A 14,299-nucleotide genomic window follows, 5' to 3' on the forward strand; every position below is an offset into this window, starting at 1 on the left:
GTATTGCAAAAACAGTATTAGCTAGCTTTGTACAAAGCATCATTCATTTAAATTCAGCCAAAACAGAGTTAAATAAAAAAGCCTACTCATTCGAGTAGGCTCACATTGATGACAAACCTCGATATAATTCGGGGTTTATTTTGTTATTTAAACCATAAATAGGATTTTTAATTTGGATTTTATTAAATAAATTAAAAAATAGCCTAAAAAAACGTAACAAAAATAGCTTTATCGCTATTTTCTTGATATTTTGAGCCGTTGCAGCCAATAAACACTGCATTTGAACCTGCGCTCTTCCTCTAAATCGTGCATCGCGATGTCCGTGGTGTTGTTTAGCATCAGCAAAGCTGCGCTCTATCGTTTCTTTTCGCCGAGCATAGACTTTTTTACCCCCACTGACTTAAACGAATCTCGTTGGCTTTCTCTTTATCTGCTTCTCAGATATGCTGTGTGATGACTTTCTGTGTATTTTTACTCTGTGTACACTGTGACAATAACGGACAGATTTTGCAGGTTGTTGCATCAGAATGATAATGACGATAACCTTCCCTGCTGGTAGTTTTATATATTAATATTTGCCCGTTTGGGCAAGTATAAGTATCGTTTTGACCGTTATAGATAAACTGCTTTTTTCTGATAGGATTCGCACCATGGGTGGGGCGACGATAACCCAACACCGGATATATCTGCTCTGCCAGCAGTAAATGGCAAATGGGAGTCGTAAAATAACCCGCATCAAGACCGACACCAACCGGATTAAAGCCAAACCGCTCTAGCTGGCGTTTTAATCGAGCTATATAAGGCTGGGGATCATGGATATTTCCGGCAGTGACATAGGTATCGGTAATTAAATTATGTTTGCCATCAACTGTTCGGTGATCTAAGTAGAAGAACCCTTTAGGCTTGCCTTCCCGATGCATAAAGTTACTGTCCGGATCGGTTGTACTGACTTTGATATCCTTGTATTTCTCTACCGTCGATGGCTTTAAGGCTTTTTTCCGTTTAATTCTCTTTCTTCGTTGATGGTTTGATTAAGCGCATCAATATATTGACTGGGCTCAACAATACGCTGCTTATTACGTGCCTTGCCTTTATTGGCATTTGCTTTCAGGTGAGTACTGTCCGTATATAAAATCCGACCACTTATCAACTCTTTGGCAATGGCCTGCTCAACAATATTATCAAAAATCTGTTGATAGATTTCACTGTCATTAAACCGACGGCGACGATTTTGGCTGAGTGTTGAGGCGTCAATCGCTTTTTCGGTTAATCCCATTCCCAGAAACCAGCGGTAAGCTAAATTGACCTGAATTTCCTGAACCAAACGACGTTCACTGGGGATACCGAAAAGATACCCCAATAGCATGATTTTAAACAGTCTGGCCGGATCTTCTGCCGGAAGACCATTATTAGGGCAATAAAGTGGTGCTACCGCTTCTCGAATAAATTCAAAATCAATGACTTTAGCTATTTTACGAACAAGATGATTTTGGGGGACAAGCGCATCTAGTCAGATTTGCTCTATTTTTTCTGGTGTCGCTGGAGTTGTTTTTTTTTAGCATACAAGAACTCCTCTTATAATGGACTCCTCTCTATTAGATCAAAGAACTCGCCAAAAAGCGAGTTCTTTGTCATCAATCTGAAAGGGCTAAAAAGCCCTTTTATTATTTATTATATTCAGTTTTTTGTACTGTTTTTTACACGTCATTTTATATCTCCTTCTATTTAACTTAACTTGTTACTTTTTAAAAAATTTTGAAAGATTACAACGATCAGTAAGGTTAATTGTGATAGATAAAACCTATTATAATATATTTTATTGATCTGTGAAACCGATCATAATACAATAGTCAACGTTTTTAACTTAACCTTTACTTTTAATAAATTTTTATGGAGATATAAATGGAACAACAAAAAAAAGCAACAAGTTACTTATCAATATCGTCAATGGTGTGCGGTATTATTTCAATAATACTTCCAATGGCTGGGTTTAACATAGTTGTCGGGATTATAGCAATAGTGCTGGGTGTAATAGGTAAAAATGATGTAATAAACAATCAAAAAGACGGTCTAGGGTTTGCTAAAGCAGGAATTATTTGCGGAATTATTGGTATTGTTATTTGGATTTTACTTTTAATTGTTATTAGTAGCACATTACACGCATTTTTATAAAAGGAGTAGGACAATCAAATGAAAAAAATAATTAGTTTTGTGTGTGTTAGTGTTTTAGGTTTTGTTTTGGTGGGATGTGGTGATAAAAACACAATTACTTATGACTTAAAAACAGGTAAAGCAACAGCAAGTGGTTTTGATTCTCAAGCTCCAAATGTAAATGGTTTAGGGTATATGGATATTATGAACGAGATTAGCAAAAATTGTAATCTTGATGTTGTGACACTTGCTATGAATTTAAATATTGATGGTAAATATACAACAAAAGTTTGTAAAAATGGCATTACTTACAAATTAATTAATGCTAAGTAAAAAAGAAAGAGGTTAAATAATGAAAAAAATAATTAGTTTTTTTTGTATTAGTGTTTTAAGCATGATGTTGGTTGGTTGTGGTGATGATGAGTTTGTAAAATTCGCTAAAGAAGCAATAAAAGATCAAAAAGAATGGGCTATACTTTATGATTTTAAAAATAACAAATTCTACCAGTATCGTACTTATTCAATTCGTAACAATCAAGAACCATCTTTTATAATTGATCGTGAATTGAAAAGTTGCTCAGTTTCAAAAGAAGAAATAAATAAAGTAATATTATCTGACGATTCAATTAATTTAACTTGTGATTCATACTTTGTTGGTGATTTAAAAGTAAAAGTGAAAATTGTTGGTAAAAAATCATCATATGATCAAAATATTCTTGATAATGATTTTAATTATCTATTTAACTTTAACACTAACAAAGTATATTATAAAATTTCAGGTGATACAGATGAACAAATGAAAGAAAATGCAGAAAAAACAAAAAGTTCATGTCACTCAAAAGATAAAGAAATTTATGACGATTGCAATCTCTTTAATTCAAGAGAGAAAATAATTGGTTTATAAGTAATAATAAAAAGAGGGGATTCCCTCTTTTTATAAAATTGTTGGGAGTTTTACCTTTTTATTTTGTATATGTTGTATATCTTCTTCTTTTTCAATTTTAAACTTATTTAATAAATACTCTTTTTCTTTCAAATTACATTTTTTAGTAATTTCACTTCTGCTAAAATACAAAAAATTACCTATTTTCCAGCAAGTTAGCTTTATTTCTTTATTTTCAAAAAATTCTTTATTTTTATTAAGTAATGCAATTGCTTCTTTTTTTGTTATTAAATCTTCTAAAATTATTTTTTCAACTTCTTCTTTATTATTATTTAAATTAAATATTTTATTATTTGTCTACATAGCAACTAAGCGTTGATTTTCCAACCAGTCTTCTATTTCTGTTCTTTTAAATCTGCTGTTTTTCCCTATTTTAATTTTTTTTGGAAAGTTAATATCTGGATTTTTACAATATCTATCAATAGTTCTTCTGCTAATTTTTAATAAGTCTTCTAATTCTTTTATTGTCAATAAATTTAATTTCTCATTATCTTTATTATTATTAGTCATACAAATTCTCAAAAATAAATAAAATAATTAGGGGCTGTTGATCTTTGCTGTACATAAATTACTCAATAATACATTGGCAGCCACATTAACATAAATGCCAGTGATACCATACTGGCATAATTCCTTTCTAACTTATCGTATCTAGTTGATATTGAACGATATTGCTTGATTCTAGCAAAGGCATTCTCGACTAAATGACGATAGCGATAAAGGCACCTATCCATACTGCTTTTATCTATATCCTTACCATAATTACGTTTAGCAATCACCGTTCGTCCGCCTTTTTGACGAACAAAGCACCGAAAAGGCTCGCTGTCATAACCTTTATCGGCTATCACTGTATTCACTTCATCGAGCTTTTCAACTAGGTTTTCTGCATAAGTGATATCATGTCGTTGTCCTTCAGAAAGATCAAAACAAATAGGCAAACCACCACTATCAACCGCAAGATGAATTTTAGTTGAATGACCACCACAGCTTTGAACCAGTTGCTTTTATTAATAAGTACAGACCATTTCCATCGTTCAAATAATAATCTTTTTCTTTTGCTTTAGCATTTTTAATATTTAAATCTAATAATCTATTAATCTTGCTTTTCATATTCTTTTATTACCATTTTTAAAATATACAAAAATATTAATAAAAATGATTATAAACTAAAAAAATATACAAAAAAGCGATCTTATAGCGCCTAAACACGTCTTTTTGTGTCTCAATTAATTACTATAACTTATTATTTTTTAATGATTTAATTATATTAAAAGGTTTTGAAAGGTGATAATGGTCGGCGAGAGAGGATTCGAACCTCCGACCCACTGGTCCCAAACCAGTTGCGCTACCAAGCTGCGCTACTCGCCGTTAGGAAGCGCATAATACTGCGCTAACTAAAAAGTGTCAATACCTACTGCAAAAAATTATGCCTGTTATGTGTTTATTTTGATAAAGGCGCAGGCGTTTTGCCAATGCGTTGATAAAATTCGACAACAAAATCTTCGTAACGTTTGTTGGCAACCGCTTCACGAATTTCTGCCATTAAGCGTTGATAATAACGTAAATTGTGGATGGTATTTAAACGTGCACCTAAAATCTCTCCACATTTATCTAAGTGATGAAGATAAGATTTTGTGTAATGTTTACAGGTATAACAATCACAATGCGGATCAAGCGGTGTGGTGTCGTCTTTATATTTCGCATTGCGGATTTTAATCACGCCATTTGTGACAAATAAGTGACCATTGCGCGCATTGCGTGTCGGCATCACACAGTCAAACATATCAATCCCTCGGCGTACACCTTCAACTAAATCTTCAGGCTTACCCACTCCCATTAGGTAACGAGGCTTATCGGCAGGTAATTGTGGACAAGTACCCTCTAAAATTCGGTGCATATCTGCTTTAGGCTCACCAACAGCTAATCCCCCAACCGCATAGCCATCAAAACCAATTTCGGTTAACCCTTTAATTGAGATATCACGTAACTCCTGATGAATACCACCTTGCACGATACCAAATAACGCATTTTTGTTGCCTAATTCATCAAATCGCTGGCGACTTCGTTTTGCCCAGCGCAATGACATCTCCATTGATTTTTTGACATAATCCCACTCAGCAGGAAAGGGCGCACACTCGTCAAAAATCATGACAATATCTGAACCTAAGTCGTATTGAATTTCCATTGAAATTTCAGGTGATAAGAAAATCGAGTCGCCATTAATCGGATTACGAAAATAGACGCCTTCTTCTTTAATCTTACGAATATCTCCAAGACTGAAAACTTGAAACCCACCTGAATCGGTTAGAATTGGGCCATGCCACTGCATGAAATCATGTAAATCACCATGTTTACGCATGATTTCTTGTCCCGGTCTTAACCATAAATGGAATGTATTACCGAGCAAGATTTGAGCGCCGGTCGCGGCAACCTCTTCAGGTGTCATACCTTTTACCGTGCCATAAGTACCAACAGGCATAAAGGCTGGGGTTTCAACAGTATATTCGACTCCGCGACGATCGAATTTCATACGTCCTCGACGAGCTAATCCGTCGGTATTATCTAATTCAAATTTCATTTTTTATTAACCTCTTGCGACCAAATAAACAGTTTGGCGCGAATTATTGTTATAATACGTAGCCGTATCATTAATTTACAGGGCCTAGTTTATCGCGCCTGACTGGAATAAACAATATTTGAAGGGGCTTTGAATCGTTTGAAACGCATTATTTTATTCTTGTCGTGTTTGTTGATGTTTCTAATCACTGGCTGTCAGATCCAAGATAAGACTTATCCAAAAGTCATTACCTCAGAACGGCTTAAATCGCTCTCTGAAAATGATATATTTGCCATTAGTGAGCTTGCTTGCATTGAAATAGATAAGCGGGCAGTGATCGCCGCTGACGACCATGCATTAAGCCAAAGGCTAAATAAAATTGCTAAAACCTTACCCACAAAAGCGAATAATATTGAGATAAATTATAAAGTCTATATTAATACCGAGCCTAATGCATGGTCTACCGCTAATGGCTGTATACGTGTCAACAGTGGCTTAATAAAATTGTTAAATGATAATGAGTTACAAGCAGTACTTGCTCACGAACAGGCGCATATAGCGCTCAAACATGCAGTTAGTTTATTTCTACAAGCCCCTTATATTGAATTTACTGATAACATTGACGAACTTGTTATTATTGCGAAAGAAGAAGTTGCTCAACAATATGAAGTCGAAGCTGATAATTATGCTTTTGATTTATTAGTCAGTCAAAATATTGATCCGATGAGTTTAGTTGAAATGCTAGTAAAAGTGCCTATTCATTCAACAAATAATCCAACATCTCACCCTTCAAGCAAAAAACGCATAACAAATATTATTAATAGAATAAACGGTAAATAAATATCTGAGTAGTTAATTGAAAATAACCAATCTGATTTGAGATTAATTCAAATCAGATTGGCTATCTATTTAATATTTCATTAAGATTGATTACTCAGATCAGTGATAAACATAGCATCACCGTAACTAAAAAATCGATAATTTTCTTTAACTGCATGTTGATAAGCATTCATGGTATTTTGGTAACCAGCAAATGCAGAAACAAGCATAATCAACGTTGATTCTGGTAGATGAAAATTGGTGATGAGGGAGTCAATAACCTTAAATTGGTAGCCTGGATAAATAAAAATTTGCGTATCGGCAAAAAAAGGCGCTATTTCACCTGTTCTTTGCGCAGCACTTTCTAAAGCGCGAACCGACGTTGTTCCCACAGCAATTACTTTATTGTTTCTCGCTTTACATGATAATACGGCATCCACAACTGAGCCTGGTACTTCGGCATATTCTGAATGCATAATATGCGCTTGAATATTTTCAACTCTAACTGGTTGAAAAGTTCCCGCGCCAACGTGTAAAGTAACAAATGCCATTTCAACCCCTTTTTGTTTTAGTCTTTCTAATAAAGGTTTATCGAAATGAAGACCGGCAGTGGGGGCGGCGACGGCACCGGGCACTTTACTATAGACGGTTTGATAAACTTCACGGTCTTGTTCATCATCTGGACGATCAATATAAGGCGGTAATGGAATATGACCAATTTTATTTAAAATGCTAAGTACATCATCAGGAAACTGTAACTCAAATAAAGTATCGTGGCGTGCTAGCATCGTAACATGAGTAGATGCATCTTCTCCTAATATTAGTTCTGCGCCTACTTTGGGTGATTTTGATGCCTTAATATGTGCAAGCGCTCGGTTATTATCTAATATCCTTTCAATTAAGATTTCGATTTTTCCTCCTGAAGCTTTTTTACCATACACGCGAGCAGGAATTACTTTTGTGTTGTTAAAAATCAGTAAATCACCCGGATTTATTTTGTCGATAATATCAGTAAATACATTATCTTCAATTTTACCTGTATGGCTATCTAGTGATAAAAGTCGACATGCACTTCTGGTTTTTGAAGGATGTTTGGCAATCAGCTCTTTGGGAAGATAAAAATCAAAATCGGATAGTTGCATAATTGTGTTCCTTAACAAATGAGGCATTAGTCTAAAGCCCTCATAATGCCTAAGCAAGTAATTATTTGTTGATTATTATGATAGTTGCGTTAAAATTCCAACCGTCTAAAAGAAATTAGGCAATTGAAATTTATATTAATATAAGGAAAATAGCATGAAAAATACCCAAAAAACATTGTTAGTTGCACTACCTTTAGTTGCAGCAATGTCTCTAGCTGGCTGTAACATGAATCCTAATGATGCAGTTAACTTAGGAATGAAAGGTTTAAAAGCTGCAACACTTAGTGATAATGATGTAAAAGACTTAGCTAAACAAGCTTGTGCTGAAATGGATGCTCAATCAAAAGTTGCTCCAGCAAAAAGTGCTTATGCTAAACGATTAAAAAAAATTGCTAAAGCACTTGGTAACAATTTAGATGGAACTCCAATTAACTATAAAGTATACATTACAAAAGATGTTAATGCTTGGGCAATGGCTAATGGTTGTGTTCGTGTTTATAGTGGTTTAATGGACATGATGACTGACAATGAAATTGAAGGTGTTTTAGGTCATGAATTAGGTCACGTTGCTTTAGGTCACAGCAAAAAGGCGATTCAAGTACAATATGCAACCGAAATTGCTCGTGATGCAGCCGCTGTATCAGGTAATGCAGCAGTTGCTAAATTATCTAAATCTAGCTTAGGTGCTTTAGCGACAGCAGTGATTAACTCTCAGTTTTCACAAAAACAAGAACAAGATGCGGATAATTATTCTTTCGATTACTTAATTAAGAAAAAAATTAATCCAGCAGGTCTTGCAACTGCTTTTGATAAATTAGGTGGCGGTGATTCGTCAATCTTAAGTAGCCATCCATCTTCATCAGATCGTGCTGCTAATATTCGTAAAAAACTTGCTGAACTAAAAAAATAAGCACAGTCGTTTCTAATCTAAAGCGTCACTAAAGACGCTTTTTTATATAGTATTTATTGTGTTCGATAGTGGTATTAGTTGCTGAATTGATGAAGTGCTCCATCAACCAATACACTTAGAGGGCAATAAACAAAAGGTACTACTGTTTTTATTGCTTATAAGAAGACAGGAATTTGGCAAATCTTCCGATCGCATCTTGAAGTTCTCCGGTATGCGGTAAAGCAACAATTCTAACGTGATCGGGTTTATGCCAATTAAAACCGGTTCCTTGTACAAGTAACACTTTTTCTTGTAATAAAAAGTCTAATACCAATTTTTGATCGTTATGGATATTAAATTTTTTCTGATCTAATTTGGGAAATAGATACAATGCACCTTGTGGTTTAGTGCATGAAACGCCGGGGATGTCATTGAGCAAGCGCCATGCCAACATACACTGATCATATAGTCGCCCACCTGGTACAATAAATTCGTTAATGCTTTGATAGCCTCCTAACGCCCCTTGAATAGCATGTTGTAATGGTACATTGGCACATAAGCGCATTGATGCCAGCATATTTAACCCTTCAATATAGCCTTTTACATGATGCTTAGGACCACAAAGCGCCATCCAACCTTGCCTAAAACCTGCTACTCGATAGGTTTTTGATAAACCGCTCATTGTCACCACAAAGAGGTCTGGCGCTAGTGCTGCAATTGAATAATGCTCCGCATCATCATATAAAATCTTATCGTAAATTTCGTCAGCAAAAATAATTAAATTATGTTGTCTAGCAATTTCTGCGATTTCAAGTAACACATCTTTGCTATAAACCGCACCAGTTGGGTTATTGGGATTAATAATCACAATTCCTTTGGTTTTGGGTGTGATTTTTTGTTTGATATCTTCTAGATCAGGTGACCAGTTTGCTTCCTCATCACAAAGATAGTGCACCGCATTACCACTAGATAAACTAACAGCCGCTGTCCATAATGGATAATCCGGCATAGGAACAAGTATTTCATCACCACTATTAAGTAAGGCTTGCATAGATTGTACTATTAGTTCCGATACACCGTTACCAATATAAATATCTTCAACATCTAAACTGTTAATTCCTCGGGCTTGATAATGTTGCATAATTGCTTTACGGGCAGAATAAAGCCCTTTGGAATCACAATAACCTTGTGAAGAAGATAAATTTCTAATCACATCAACTAATAATTCATCAGGTGCTGCAAAACCAAAAGGGGCGGGGTTTCCAATGTTGAGTTTAAGGATAGTTTGTCCTTCTTCCTCTAGTCGTTTAGCATGTTCAAGAATTGGTCCACGAATGTCATAACAAACATGTTCCAATTTATTGGATTTTTGGAAATTAACCATAATATCGCCCTTTCTGTTATTGTGATAATTTTTTTGCTTTAATGAAAAAACAATCTACTCCTATTTCGATAATTTTTGAAGATGCTATTATAGTTAGCTTAATAAATACCTTTTAAATGTCTAAAATTTGTGCGGAGTGTATTATGAAAACCATTTTAACCGTCATCGGGAAAGATCAAACGGGAATTATTGCCGGTATTAGCCAACAATTGTATGAATTAGATATTAATATTTTAGATGTCAGCCAAACCATTATGGATGAATATTTTACGATGATTATGTTACTTGATTTATCTAAAATTAAAGTGTCATTTGATGAGGTAAAAACAGCTCTTATCCAAACGGGCGATAAGCTTAAGGTCAAGGTCAACTTACAACGTGAAGAAATTTTTGATGCTATGCATCGTTTGTAATATTAATTCGTTGTTTATTTAAAAGGATAGTTCTAATGGAAACAAAACAGATCCTCGAAACCATTAAAATGATTGAGGAAGAAAAGCTCGATATCCGTACAATAACCATGGGTATTTCTCTCCTTGATTGTATTGATAGTAATGGTGAAAAAGCACGCCAAAAAATTTATGACAAAATCACACGGTTAGCTAAAAATTTGGTCAAAGTCGGCGATGAGATTACCTCAGAATTCGGTATTCCAATTATTAATAAGCGTATTTCTGTCACACCCATATCATTAATTGCTGGCGCAAGCGATGATAAAGACTATGTCGCGTTTGCCAAAACACTTGATGAAGCGGCCAAAGCGGTGGGCGTGAACTTTATTGGTGGCTTTTCAGCACTGGTGCAAAAAGGCTATCATAAAGGCGATGAAATTTTAATTAAATCCATTCCTCAAGCACTAGCACAAACCGAACGGGTTTGCTCATCAGTTAATGTGGGTTCTACCCAAACGGGAATTAATATGGATGCCGTAAAGCAAATGGGGCATATTATCAAAGAAGCGGCGAAATTAACGGCAGATAATAGTAGTATGGCATGTGCTAAGTTAGTTGTGTTTGCCAATGCGGTTGAAGATAACCCTTTTATGGCAGGTGCTTTTCATGGGATTGGCGAAGCAGATTGTGTGATTAATGTGGGGGTTAGTGGACCGGGTGTAGTTAAGCGAGCGTTGGAAAAAGTTAAAGGTGAACCTTTTGATATTGTTGCCGAAACCATCAAAAAAACCGCATTTAAAATTACACGAATGGGACAACTGGTTGGTAAAGAAGCTTCTGAACGTTTAGGTGTTAAATTTGGCATTGTCGATTTATCATTAGCACCAACGCCAGCCATTGGTGACTCGGTTGCCCATATTTTAGAAGAAATGGGGTTAGAAGCAGTCGGCACGCATGGCACAACGGCGGCACTAGCCATGCTTAATGATGCTGTTAAAAAAGGTGGCGTAATGGCATGTGGTCATGTTGGTGGGTTAAGTGGTGCATTTATTCCTGTTTCTGAAGATGCAGGTATGATTGATGCTGTCAATAACGGTGCACTAAATCTTGAAAAACTTGAAGCGATGACCTGTGTATGCTCTGTTGGGCTTGATATGATTGCTATTCCAGGCGATACGCCAGCTGAAACTATTTCAGCGATTATTGCTGATGAGGCTGCAATAGGGGTGATTAACCATAAAACAACCGCGATACGAATTATTCCTGCGGTGGGGTTAAAAGTTGGCGATAATATCGAATTTGGTGGCTTACTAGGTCATGCACCAGTCATGCAGGTAAGCAAATTTGGCTCATATGATTTCATCAATCGTGGTGGGCGAATTCCTGCTCCCATTCATTCATTTAAAAATTAATGTATCAATTTTTTATAATCTAGTGACTTTTCTTATTCCGTCTACACATAAAGTAGGCGGTATATTAAAAAGGTTATATTGCTTGAGGTATAAAATAATCTCAATTAATACATTATTTTATATCATAGTTCTTTTGTTCATTAACAATGATGTGATGCCAAATATGGAAGATAATATACTTTACCACTTTTTTAACAATAAATCCTCATTGATGGACTATAGCGATGAATTAAAACTTATCGATATGATGATGAATTTACCTATAAGTTGGATTATTAAAAATAAAGATGAGTTTCTTAATGCACTAAACATATTATCTGACTCTTACACTATTGGTCATGGTTTTTTGCTGCAAACTGAAAAAGATGATTTGATTTTTAATCATTTTTGACAATGGTTAGCTGAGGTAAATAATAAAACCGATATATACTTATTAGGATATATTGATGATTTTTCCCCAGATGCATTAAAATTGGATGAATTTAGAAAAAATAATAAATTTGAATAAAAAATTATTTAGGAGAGACATATGGCTGAATGGACTGGAGTTATGTATGGATTTTATACTAATAAATCCATAGATGATGTGTTTTCTGCATGGTTCAAAAAATTAGCATCAATGAATTATCAATGTGAGCGAAGTTGTTTTCGAAATGTTGAATTTCTATTTTGTTATAAAAATGATGAGATGCAAAATCATCACCTTGAGTATGGCTACAATTTAGATATTAATGGTGAGGGCTGTTTTTGCATTGAGGCAAAAAGTACAAAGCTACATGGAACTGCGACTTTGTTTAAGTTTGATAATGATTCAGATTTTGAGCCTTATGATATAAATTTACATTTTCAGCATGTATTTTATTATGTGCTTGTATTACCTGATTTAATTGAAAATTCAATGTTTTGTCAGAATATACATCGTTTATTTACTAATATTCTTAATGAGAAAAAAATGGAAAATTAGCAGGTAATAAATTAAATTTTCTTATAGCACATTAAATATCCTTAAAGTGTAGAAAAAGGCCGAGTTGTTGACACTTCATGATTAAAATAATTCTTTAAAAACGCATAAGACGCCTTTCCCGAAATCGTTTTATGTTGTTTACCGTATGATAATATTGAATAAATAATTTTCTATCTTGTGAATCTAACAAATGGAATACAGCTAAATCTCAATTAATCACCAAACGGTATAGAATCCTGAATATTTTTTACAAAAAATTACAGCCTAAAAAGTAAACATTCCGCTTGTCGTCTTAACTTATTGTCGATAGATTTTCAAATTTAACCAAGGGTTTAATGCTGTAACAGATAGTTTTATAACGTTCCATCAGACTGGTATAATGTCGATAAAAATTATATGATTATTTTGGCGCTAAAATTTCATAATAGCTTTCTTAATACCAGTAACGCATTCATTTTTATTCATGAAAATATTAGGAGTTAACATGTTTAAATCAAAATACAATGTTCCAAAGGACATTGATAAACGTATTTCAAAGTTAAAGTTAAAAATAGATTCAAACAATACTTATATTGATTTCTTGAAAAAATATAATGTAGTTGTTTTTAATACTGAGGTTAATTTTGACTACTGTATTGATTGTGATGGAGAATCATTGCCCTTAGAGGTCATTTTGGGTTTTTCAAAGAAATATTATGAAGATCTCATTGAGATTAATGATACTTATTTAGATAGAATACCCGAAAATTATTTTGCCATAGCCACGCTTAATTATGGTGATCTACTTTGCTTAAGCCCAAATGGCGAAGTTTATTATTGGGATCATGAAGTTAATGATCTCTATTTTGACTTGTCTGTAAAAAATGGTTATCTAGAACAAAATACTAATTTAAAGCTTGTCGCAAATTCCTTTGATGCATTTTTATCCATGATTACCAGAACAGAAATTGAAGATGATTATAATCCTGATGAAGATGAATATAATAATCCTAATATTCCTTTCCCTGATGAAGCATTAGATTCTTTCATAAAGTATCCAAAAAGTATATCAATGACTCCACAAAACAGGCTTATTATTTATTTAAAAAAAATGGAGTTATCTGAAAAAGGGCGCGAAGTACTTGCTAAATTGAAAGAGGAAGGTTTTCTGTAACAATGACCAAACTAGCTACATCAATCTTAGTCAAAAAAGTGGACAAGTAAAATTGCAAACCTGAGAATACTCGTGAATGTAACTAATTAATATATTGAAAGTAATAAGTTGCGACTTTTATCGATAAGCTTAGGGTGTAGCTATTTCCTAAAAATTTGTATGAGTTAGTGTATTTTATCTAAGTTAGAATATAGTATTACAAAATGAAAATTACTTTAAACGGTAAAATAGGCGAGCATTTAGTCACATTCAAATCTGATTTAGGTCATGGTGCTGCTCATTGGCAAGATAATAAACTATTATCTAATACTTCTTATCATATTGAATTAGAAATCAATGATTTTTTTGAGTGGGATAAAAATATAATTGTAACTATCCCCTAAAATAGTACAGCAAAAAAGTAGAAAATTCTCTATGATAAAAGTAAAGGGGATTTAATTATGAAAAAAATGACCGAACATCAGATTGTATCTATTTTAAAAGAAGCTGAAGC

The 14,299-nt window shown here is 34.0% G+C and carries 15 protein-coding genes, 1 tRNA gene and 3 pseudogenes; 11 read left to right on the plus strand and 8 right to left on the minus strand.

Annotation, left to right across the window (positions count from 1 at the left end):
- Positions 1-100 precede the first annotated feature (100 nt).
- Positions 101-1,510: pseudogene (locus GYY69_RS12070) on the minus strand (IS1182 family transposase); the annotation flags it as partial.
- Between the two features lie 392 nt (positions 1,511-1,902).
- Here GYY69_RS12070 and GYY69_RS12075 point away from each other — a divergent pair.
- The 3 genes from GYY69_RS12075 to GYY69_RS12085 are packed head-to-tail and all read left to right on the plus strand — an operon-like array spanning position 1,903 to position 3,055.
- Positions 1,903-2,172, plus strand: a complete 270-nt coding sequence (locus tag GYY69_RS12075; protein WP_174797907.1) for a DUF4190 domain-containing protein — start codon at positions 1,903-1,905, stop codon at positions 2,170-2,172.
- An 18-nt stretch (positions 2,173-2,190) separates the two neighbouring features.
- The gene (locus GYY69_RS12080; RefSeq protein ID WP_174797908.1) at positions 2,191-2,484 is read left to right on the plus strand and encodes a hypothetical protein; all 294 of its coding nucleotides are present in this window, start codon (positions 2,191-2,193) and stop codon (positions 2,482-2,484) included.
- 19 nt (positions 2,485-2,503) lie between these two features.
- The gene (locus GYY69_RS12085) at positions 2,504-3,055 is read left to right on the plus strand and encodes a hypothetical protein (protein ID WP_174797909.1); all 552 of its coding nucleotides are present in this window, start codon (positions 2,504-2,506) and stop codon (positions 3,053-3,055) included.
- Positions 3,056-3,391: 336 nt separating this feature from the next.
- Here the strand turns inward: GYY69_RS12085 and GYY69_RS12090 are convergent, their stop codons facing one another.
- From GYY69_RS12090 to tgt, 5 genes and pseudogenes are all read right to left on the minus strand, one after another.
- Entirely contained in the window at positions 3,392-3,604 is a 213-nt protein-coding gene (locus tag GYY69_RS12090) for a helix-turn-helix transcriptional regulator (protein ID WP_174797910.1), read from the minus strand.
- 62 nt (positions 3,605-3,666) lie between these two features.
- Positions 3,667-4,086, minus strand: a pseudogene (locus GYY69_RS12095) (IS5 family transposase); the annotation flags it as partial.
- Positions 4,076-4,204: pseudogene (locus tag GYY69_RS12815) on the minus strand (preprotein translocase); the annotation flags it as partial. The pseudogenes GYY69_RS12815 and GYY69_RS12095, both read right to left, overlap by 11 nt.
- Before the next feature lie 181 nt (positions 4,205-4,385).
- Positions 4,386-4,462: transfer RNA gene (locus tag GYY69_RS12100), tRNA-Pro, on the minus strand.
- 73 nt (positions 4,463-4,535) lie between these two features.
- Positions 4,536-5,672 carry a tRNA guanosine(34) transglycosylase Tgt gene (gene tgt, locus GYY69_RS12105; protein WP_174797911.1) on the minus strand — a complete coding sequence of 379 codons (1,137 nt, stop codon included), beginning with the start codon at positions 5,670-5,672 and terminating at the stop codon, positions 4,536-4,538.
- Between the two features lie 174 nt (positions 5,673-5,846).
- Between tgt and GYY69_RS12110 the strand changes: the two genes are divergently transcribed.
- Positions 5,847-6,491 carry a M48 family metalloprotease gene (locus GYY69_RS12110; protein WP_174797912.1) on the plus strand — a complete coding sequence of 215 codons (645 nt, stop codon included), beginning with the start codon at positions 5,847-5,849 and terminating at the stop codon, positions 6,489-6,491.
- Positions 6,492-6,571: 80 nt separating this feature from the next.
- Here the strand turns inward: GYY69_RS12110 and queA are convergent, their stop codons facing one another.
- Positions 6,572-7,612, minus strand: coding sequence for a tRNA preQ1(34) S-adenosylmethionine ribosyltransferase-isomerase QueA (gene queA / locus GYY69_RS12115; protein WP_174797913.1), 1,041 nt, complete (start codon positions 7,610-7,612; stop codon positions 6,572-6,574).
- Positions 7,613-7,766: 154 nt separating this feature from the next.
- Between queA and GYY69_RS12120 the strand changes: the two genes are divergently transcribed.
- Positions 7,767-8,522, plus strand: coding sequence for a M48 family metalloprotease (locus GYY69_RS12120; RefSeq protein ID WP_174797914.1), 756 nt, complete (start codon positions 7,767-7,769; stop codon positions 8,520-8,522).
- Between the two features lie 148 nt (positions 8,523-8,670).
- Here GYY69_RS12120 and GYY69_RS12125 read toward each other — a convergent pair whose 3' ends face one another.
- Positions 8,671-9,885: a pyridoxal phosphate-dependent aminotransferase gene (locus GYY69_RS12125; RefSeq protein WP_174797915.1), complete on the minus strand. Its 1,215-nt coding sequence runs from the start codon at positions 9,883-9,885 to the stop codon at positions 8,671-8,673.
- A 143-nt stretch (positions 9,886-10,028) separates the two neighbouring features.
- Between GYY69_RS12125 and GYY69_RS12130 the strand changes: the two genes are divergently transcribed.
- The 6 genes from GYY69_RS12130 to GYY69_RS12155 all read left to right on the plus strand — a co-directional run bounded on the left by GYY69_RS12130 (position 10,029) and on the right by GYY69_RS12155 (position 14,189).
- Positions 10,029-10,298: an ACT domain-containing protein gene (locus tag GYY69_RS12130; RefSeq protein ID WP_160430619.1), complete on the plus strand. Its 270-nt coding sequence runs from the start codon at positions 10,029-10,031 to the stop codon at positions 10,296-10,298.
- Between the two features lie 35 nt (positions 10,299-10,333).
- The gene (locus GYY69_RS12135) at positions 10,334-11,689 is read left to right on the plus strand and encodes a PFL family protein (protein ID WP_174797916.1); all 1,356 of its coding nucleotides are present in this window, start codon (positions 10,334-10,336) and stop codon (positions 11,687-11,689) included.
- Positions 11,690-11,852: 163 nt separating this feature from the next.
- Positions 11,853-12,080, plus strand: coding sequence for a hypothetical protein (locus GYY69_RS12140; RefSeq protein WP_202985013.1), 228 nt, complete (start codon positions 11,853-11,855; stop codon positions 12,078-12,080).
- Positions 12,081-12,218: 138 nt separating this feature from the next.
- Entirely contained in the window at positions 12,219-12,653 is a 435-nt protein-coding gene (locus GYY69_RS12145) for a hypothetical protein (RefSeq protein ID WP_174797917.1), read from the plus strand.
- Positions 12,654-13,137: 484 nt separating this feature from the next.
- A complete protein-coding gene (locus GYY69_RS12150) occupies positions 13,138-13,806 on the plus strand; it encodes an SMI1/KNR4 family protein (protein ID WP_174797918.1) in 669 nt (222 codons plus the stop codon).
- 203 nt (positions 13,807-14,009) lie between these two features.
- A complete protein-coding gene (locus tag GYY69_RS12155) occupies positions 14,010-14,189 on the plus strand; it encodes a hypothetical protein (RefSeq protein WP_174797919.1) in 180 nt (59 codons plus the stop codon).
- The last annotated feature ends 110 nt before the right edge of the window (positions 14,190-14,299 follow it).

The sequence above is a fragment of the Gilliamella sp. ESL0250 genome (genome assembly GCF_013345045.1).
Lineage (GTDB): Bacteria > Pseudomonadota > Gammaproteobacteria > Enterobacterales > Orbaceae > Gilliamella > Gilliamella apicola_H.

Coding starts and splice junctions, on each gene's coding strand:
- GYY69_RS12085 (WP_174797909.1), top strand. CDS start 2,504: ATGAAAAAAATAATTAGTTTTTTTTGTATTAGTGTTTTAAGCATGATG.
- queA (WP_174797913.1), bottom strand. CDS start 7,612: ATGCAACTATCCGATTTTGATTTTTATCTTCCCAAAGAGCTGATTGCC.
- GYY69_RS12075 (WP_174797907.1), top strand. CDS start 1,903: ATGGAACAACAAAAAAAAGCAACAAGTTACTTATCAATATCGTCAATG.
- GYY69_RS12135 (WP_174797916.1), top strand. CDS start 10,334: ATGGAAACAAAACAGATCCTCGAAACCATTAAAATGATTGAGGAAGAA.
- GYY69_RS12145 (WP_174797917.1), top strand. CDS start 12,219: ATGGCTGAATGGACTGGAGTTATGTATGGATTTTATACTAATAAATCC.
- GYY69_RS12140 (WP_202985013.1), top strand. CDS start 11,853: ATGGAAGATAATATACTTTACCACTTTTTTAACAATAAATCCTCATTG.
- GYY69_RS12125 (WP_174797915.1), bottom strand. CDS start 9,885: ATGGTTAATTTCCAAAAATCCAATAAATTGGAACATGTTTGTTATGAC.
- GYY69_RS12090 (WP_174797910.1), bottom strand. CDS start 3,604: ATGACTAATAATAATAAAGATAATGAGAAATTAAATTTATTGACAATA.
- GYY69_RS12150 (WP_174797918.1), top strand. CDS start 13,138: ATGTTTAAATCAAAATACAATGTTCCAAAGGACATTGATAAACGTATT.
- GYY69_RS12120 (WP_174797914.1), top strand. CDS start 7,767: ATGAAAAATACCCAAAAAACATTGTTAGTTGCACTACCTTTAGTTGCA.
- tgt (WP_174797911.1), bottom strand. CDS start 5,672: ATGAAATTTGAATTAGATAATACCGACGGATTAGCTCGTCGAGGACGT.
- GYY69_RS12155 (WP_174797919.1), top strand. CDS start 14,010: ATGAAAATTACTTTAAACGGTAAAATAGGCGAGCATTTAGTCACATTC.
- GYY69_RS12130 (WP_160430619.1), top strand. CDS start 10,029: ATGAAAACCATTTTAACCGTCATCGGGAAAGATCAAACGGGAATTATT.
- GYY69_RS12110 (WP_174797912.1), top strand. CDS start 5,847: ATGTTTCTAATCACTGGCTGTCAGATCCAAGATAAGACTTATCCAAAA.
- GYY69_RS12080 (WP_174797908.1), top strand. CDS start 2,191: ATGAAAAAAATAATTAGTTTTGTGTGTGTTAGTGTTTTAGGTTTTGTT.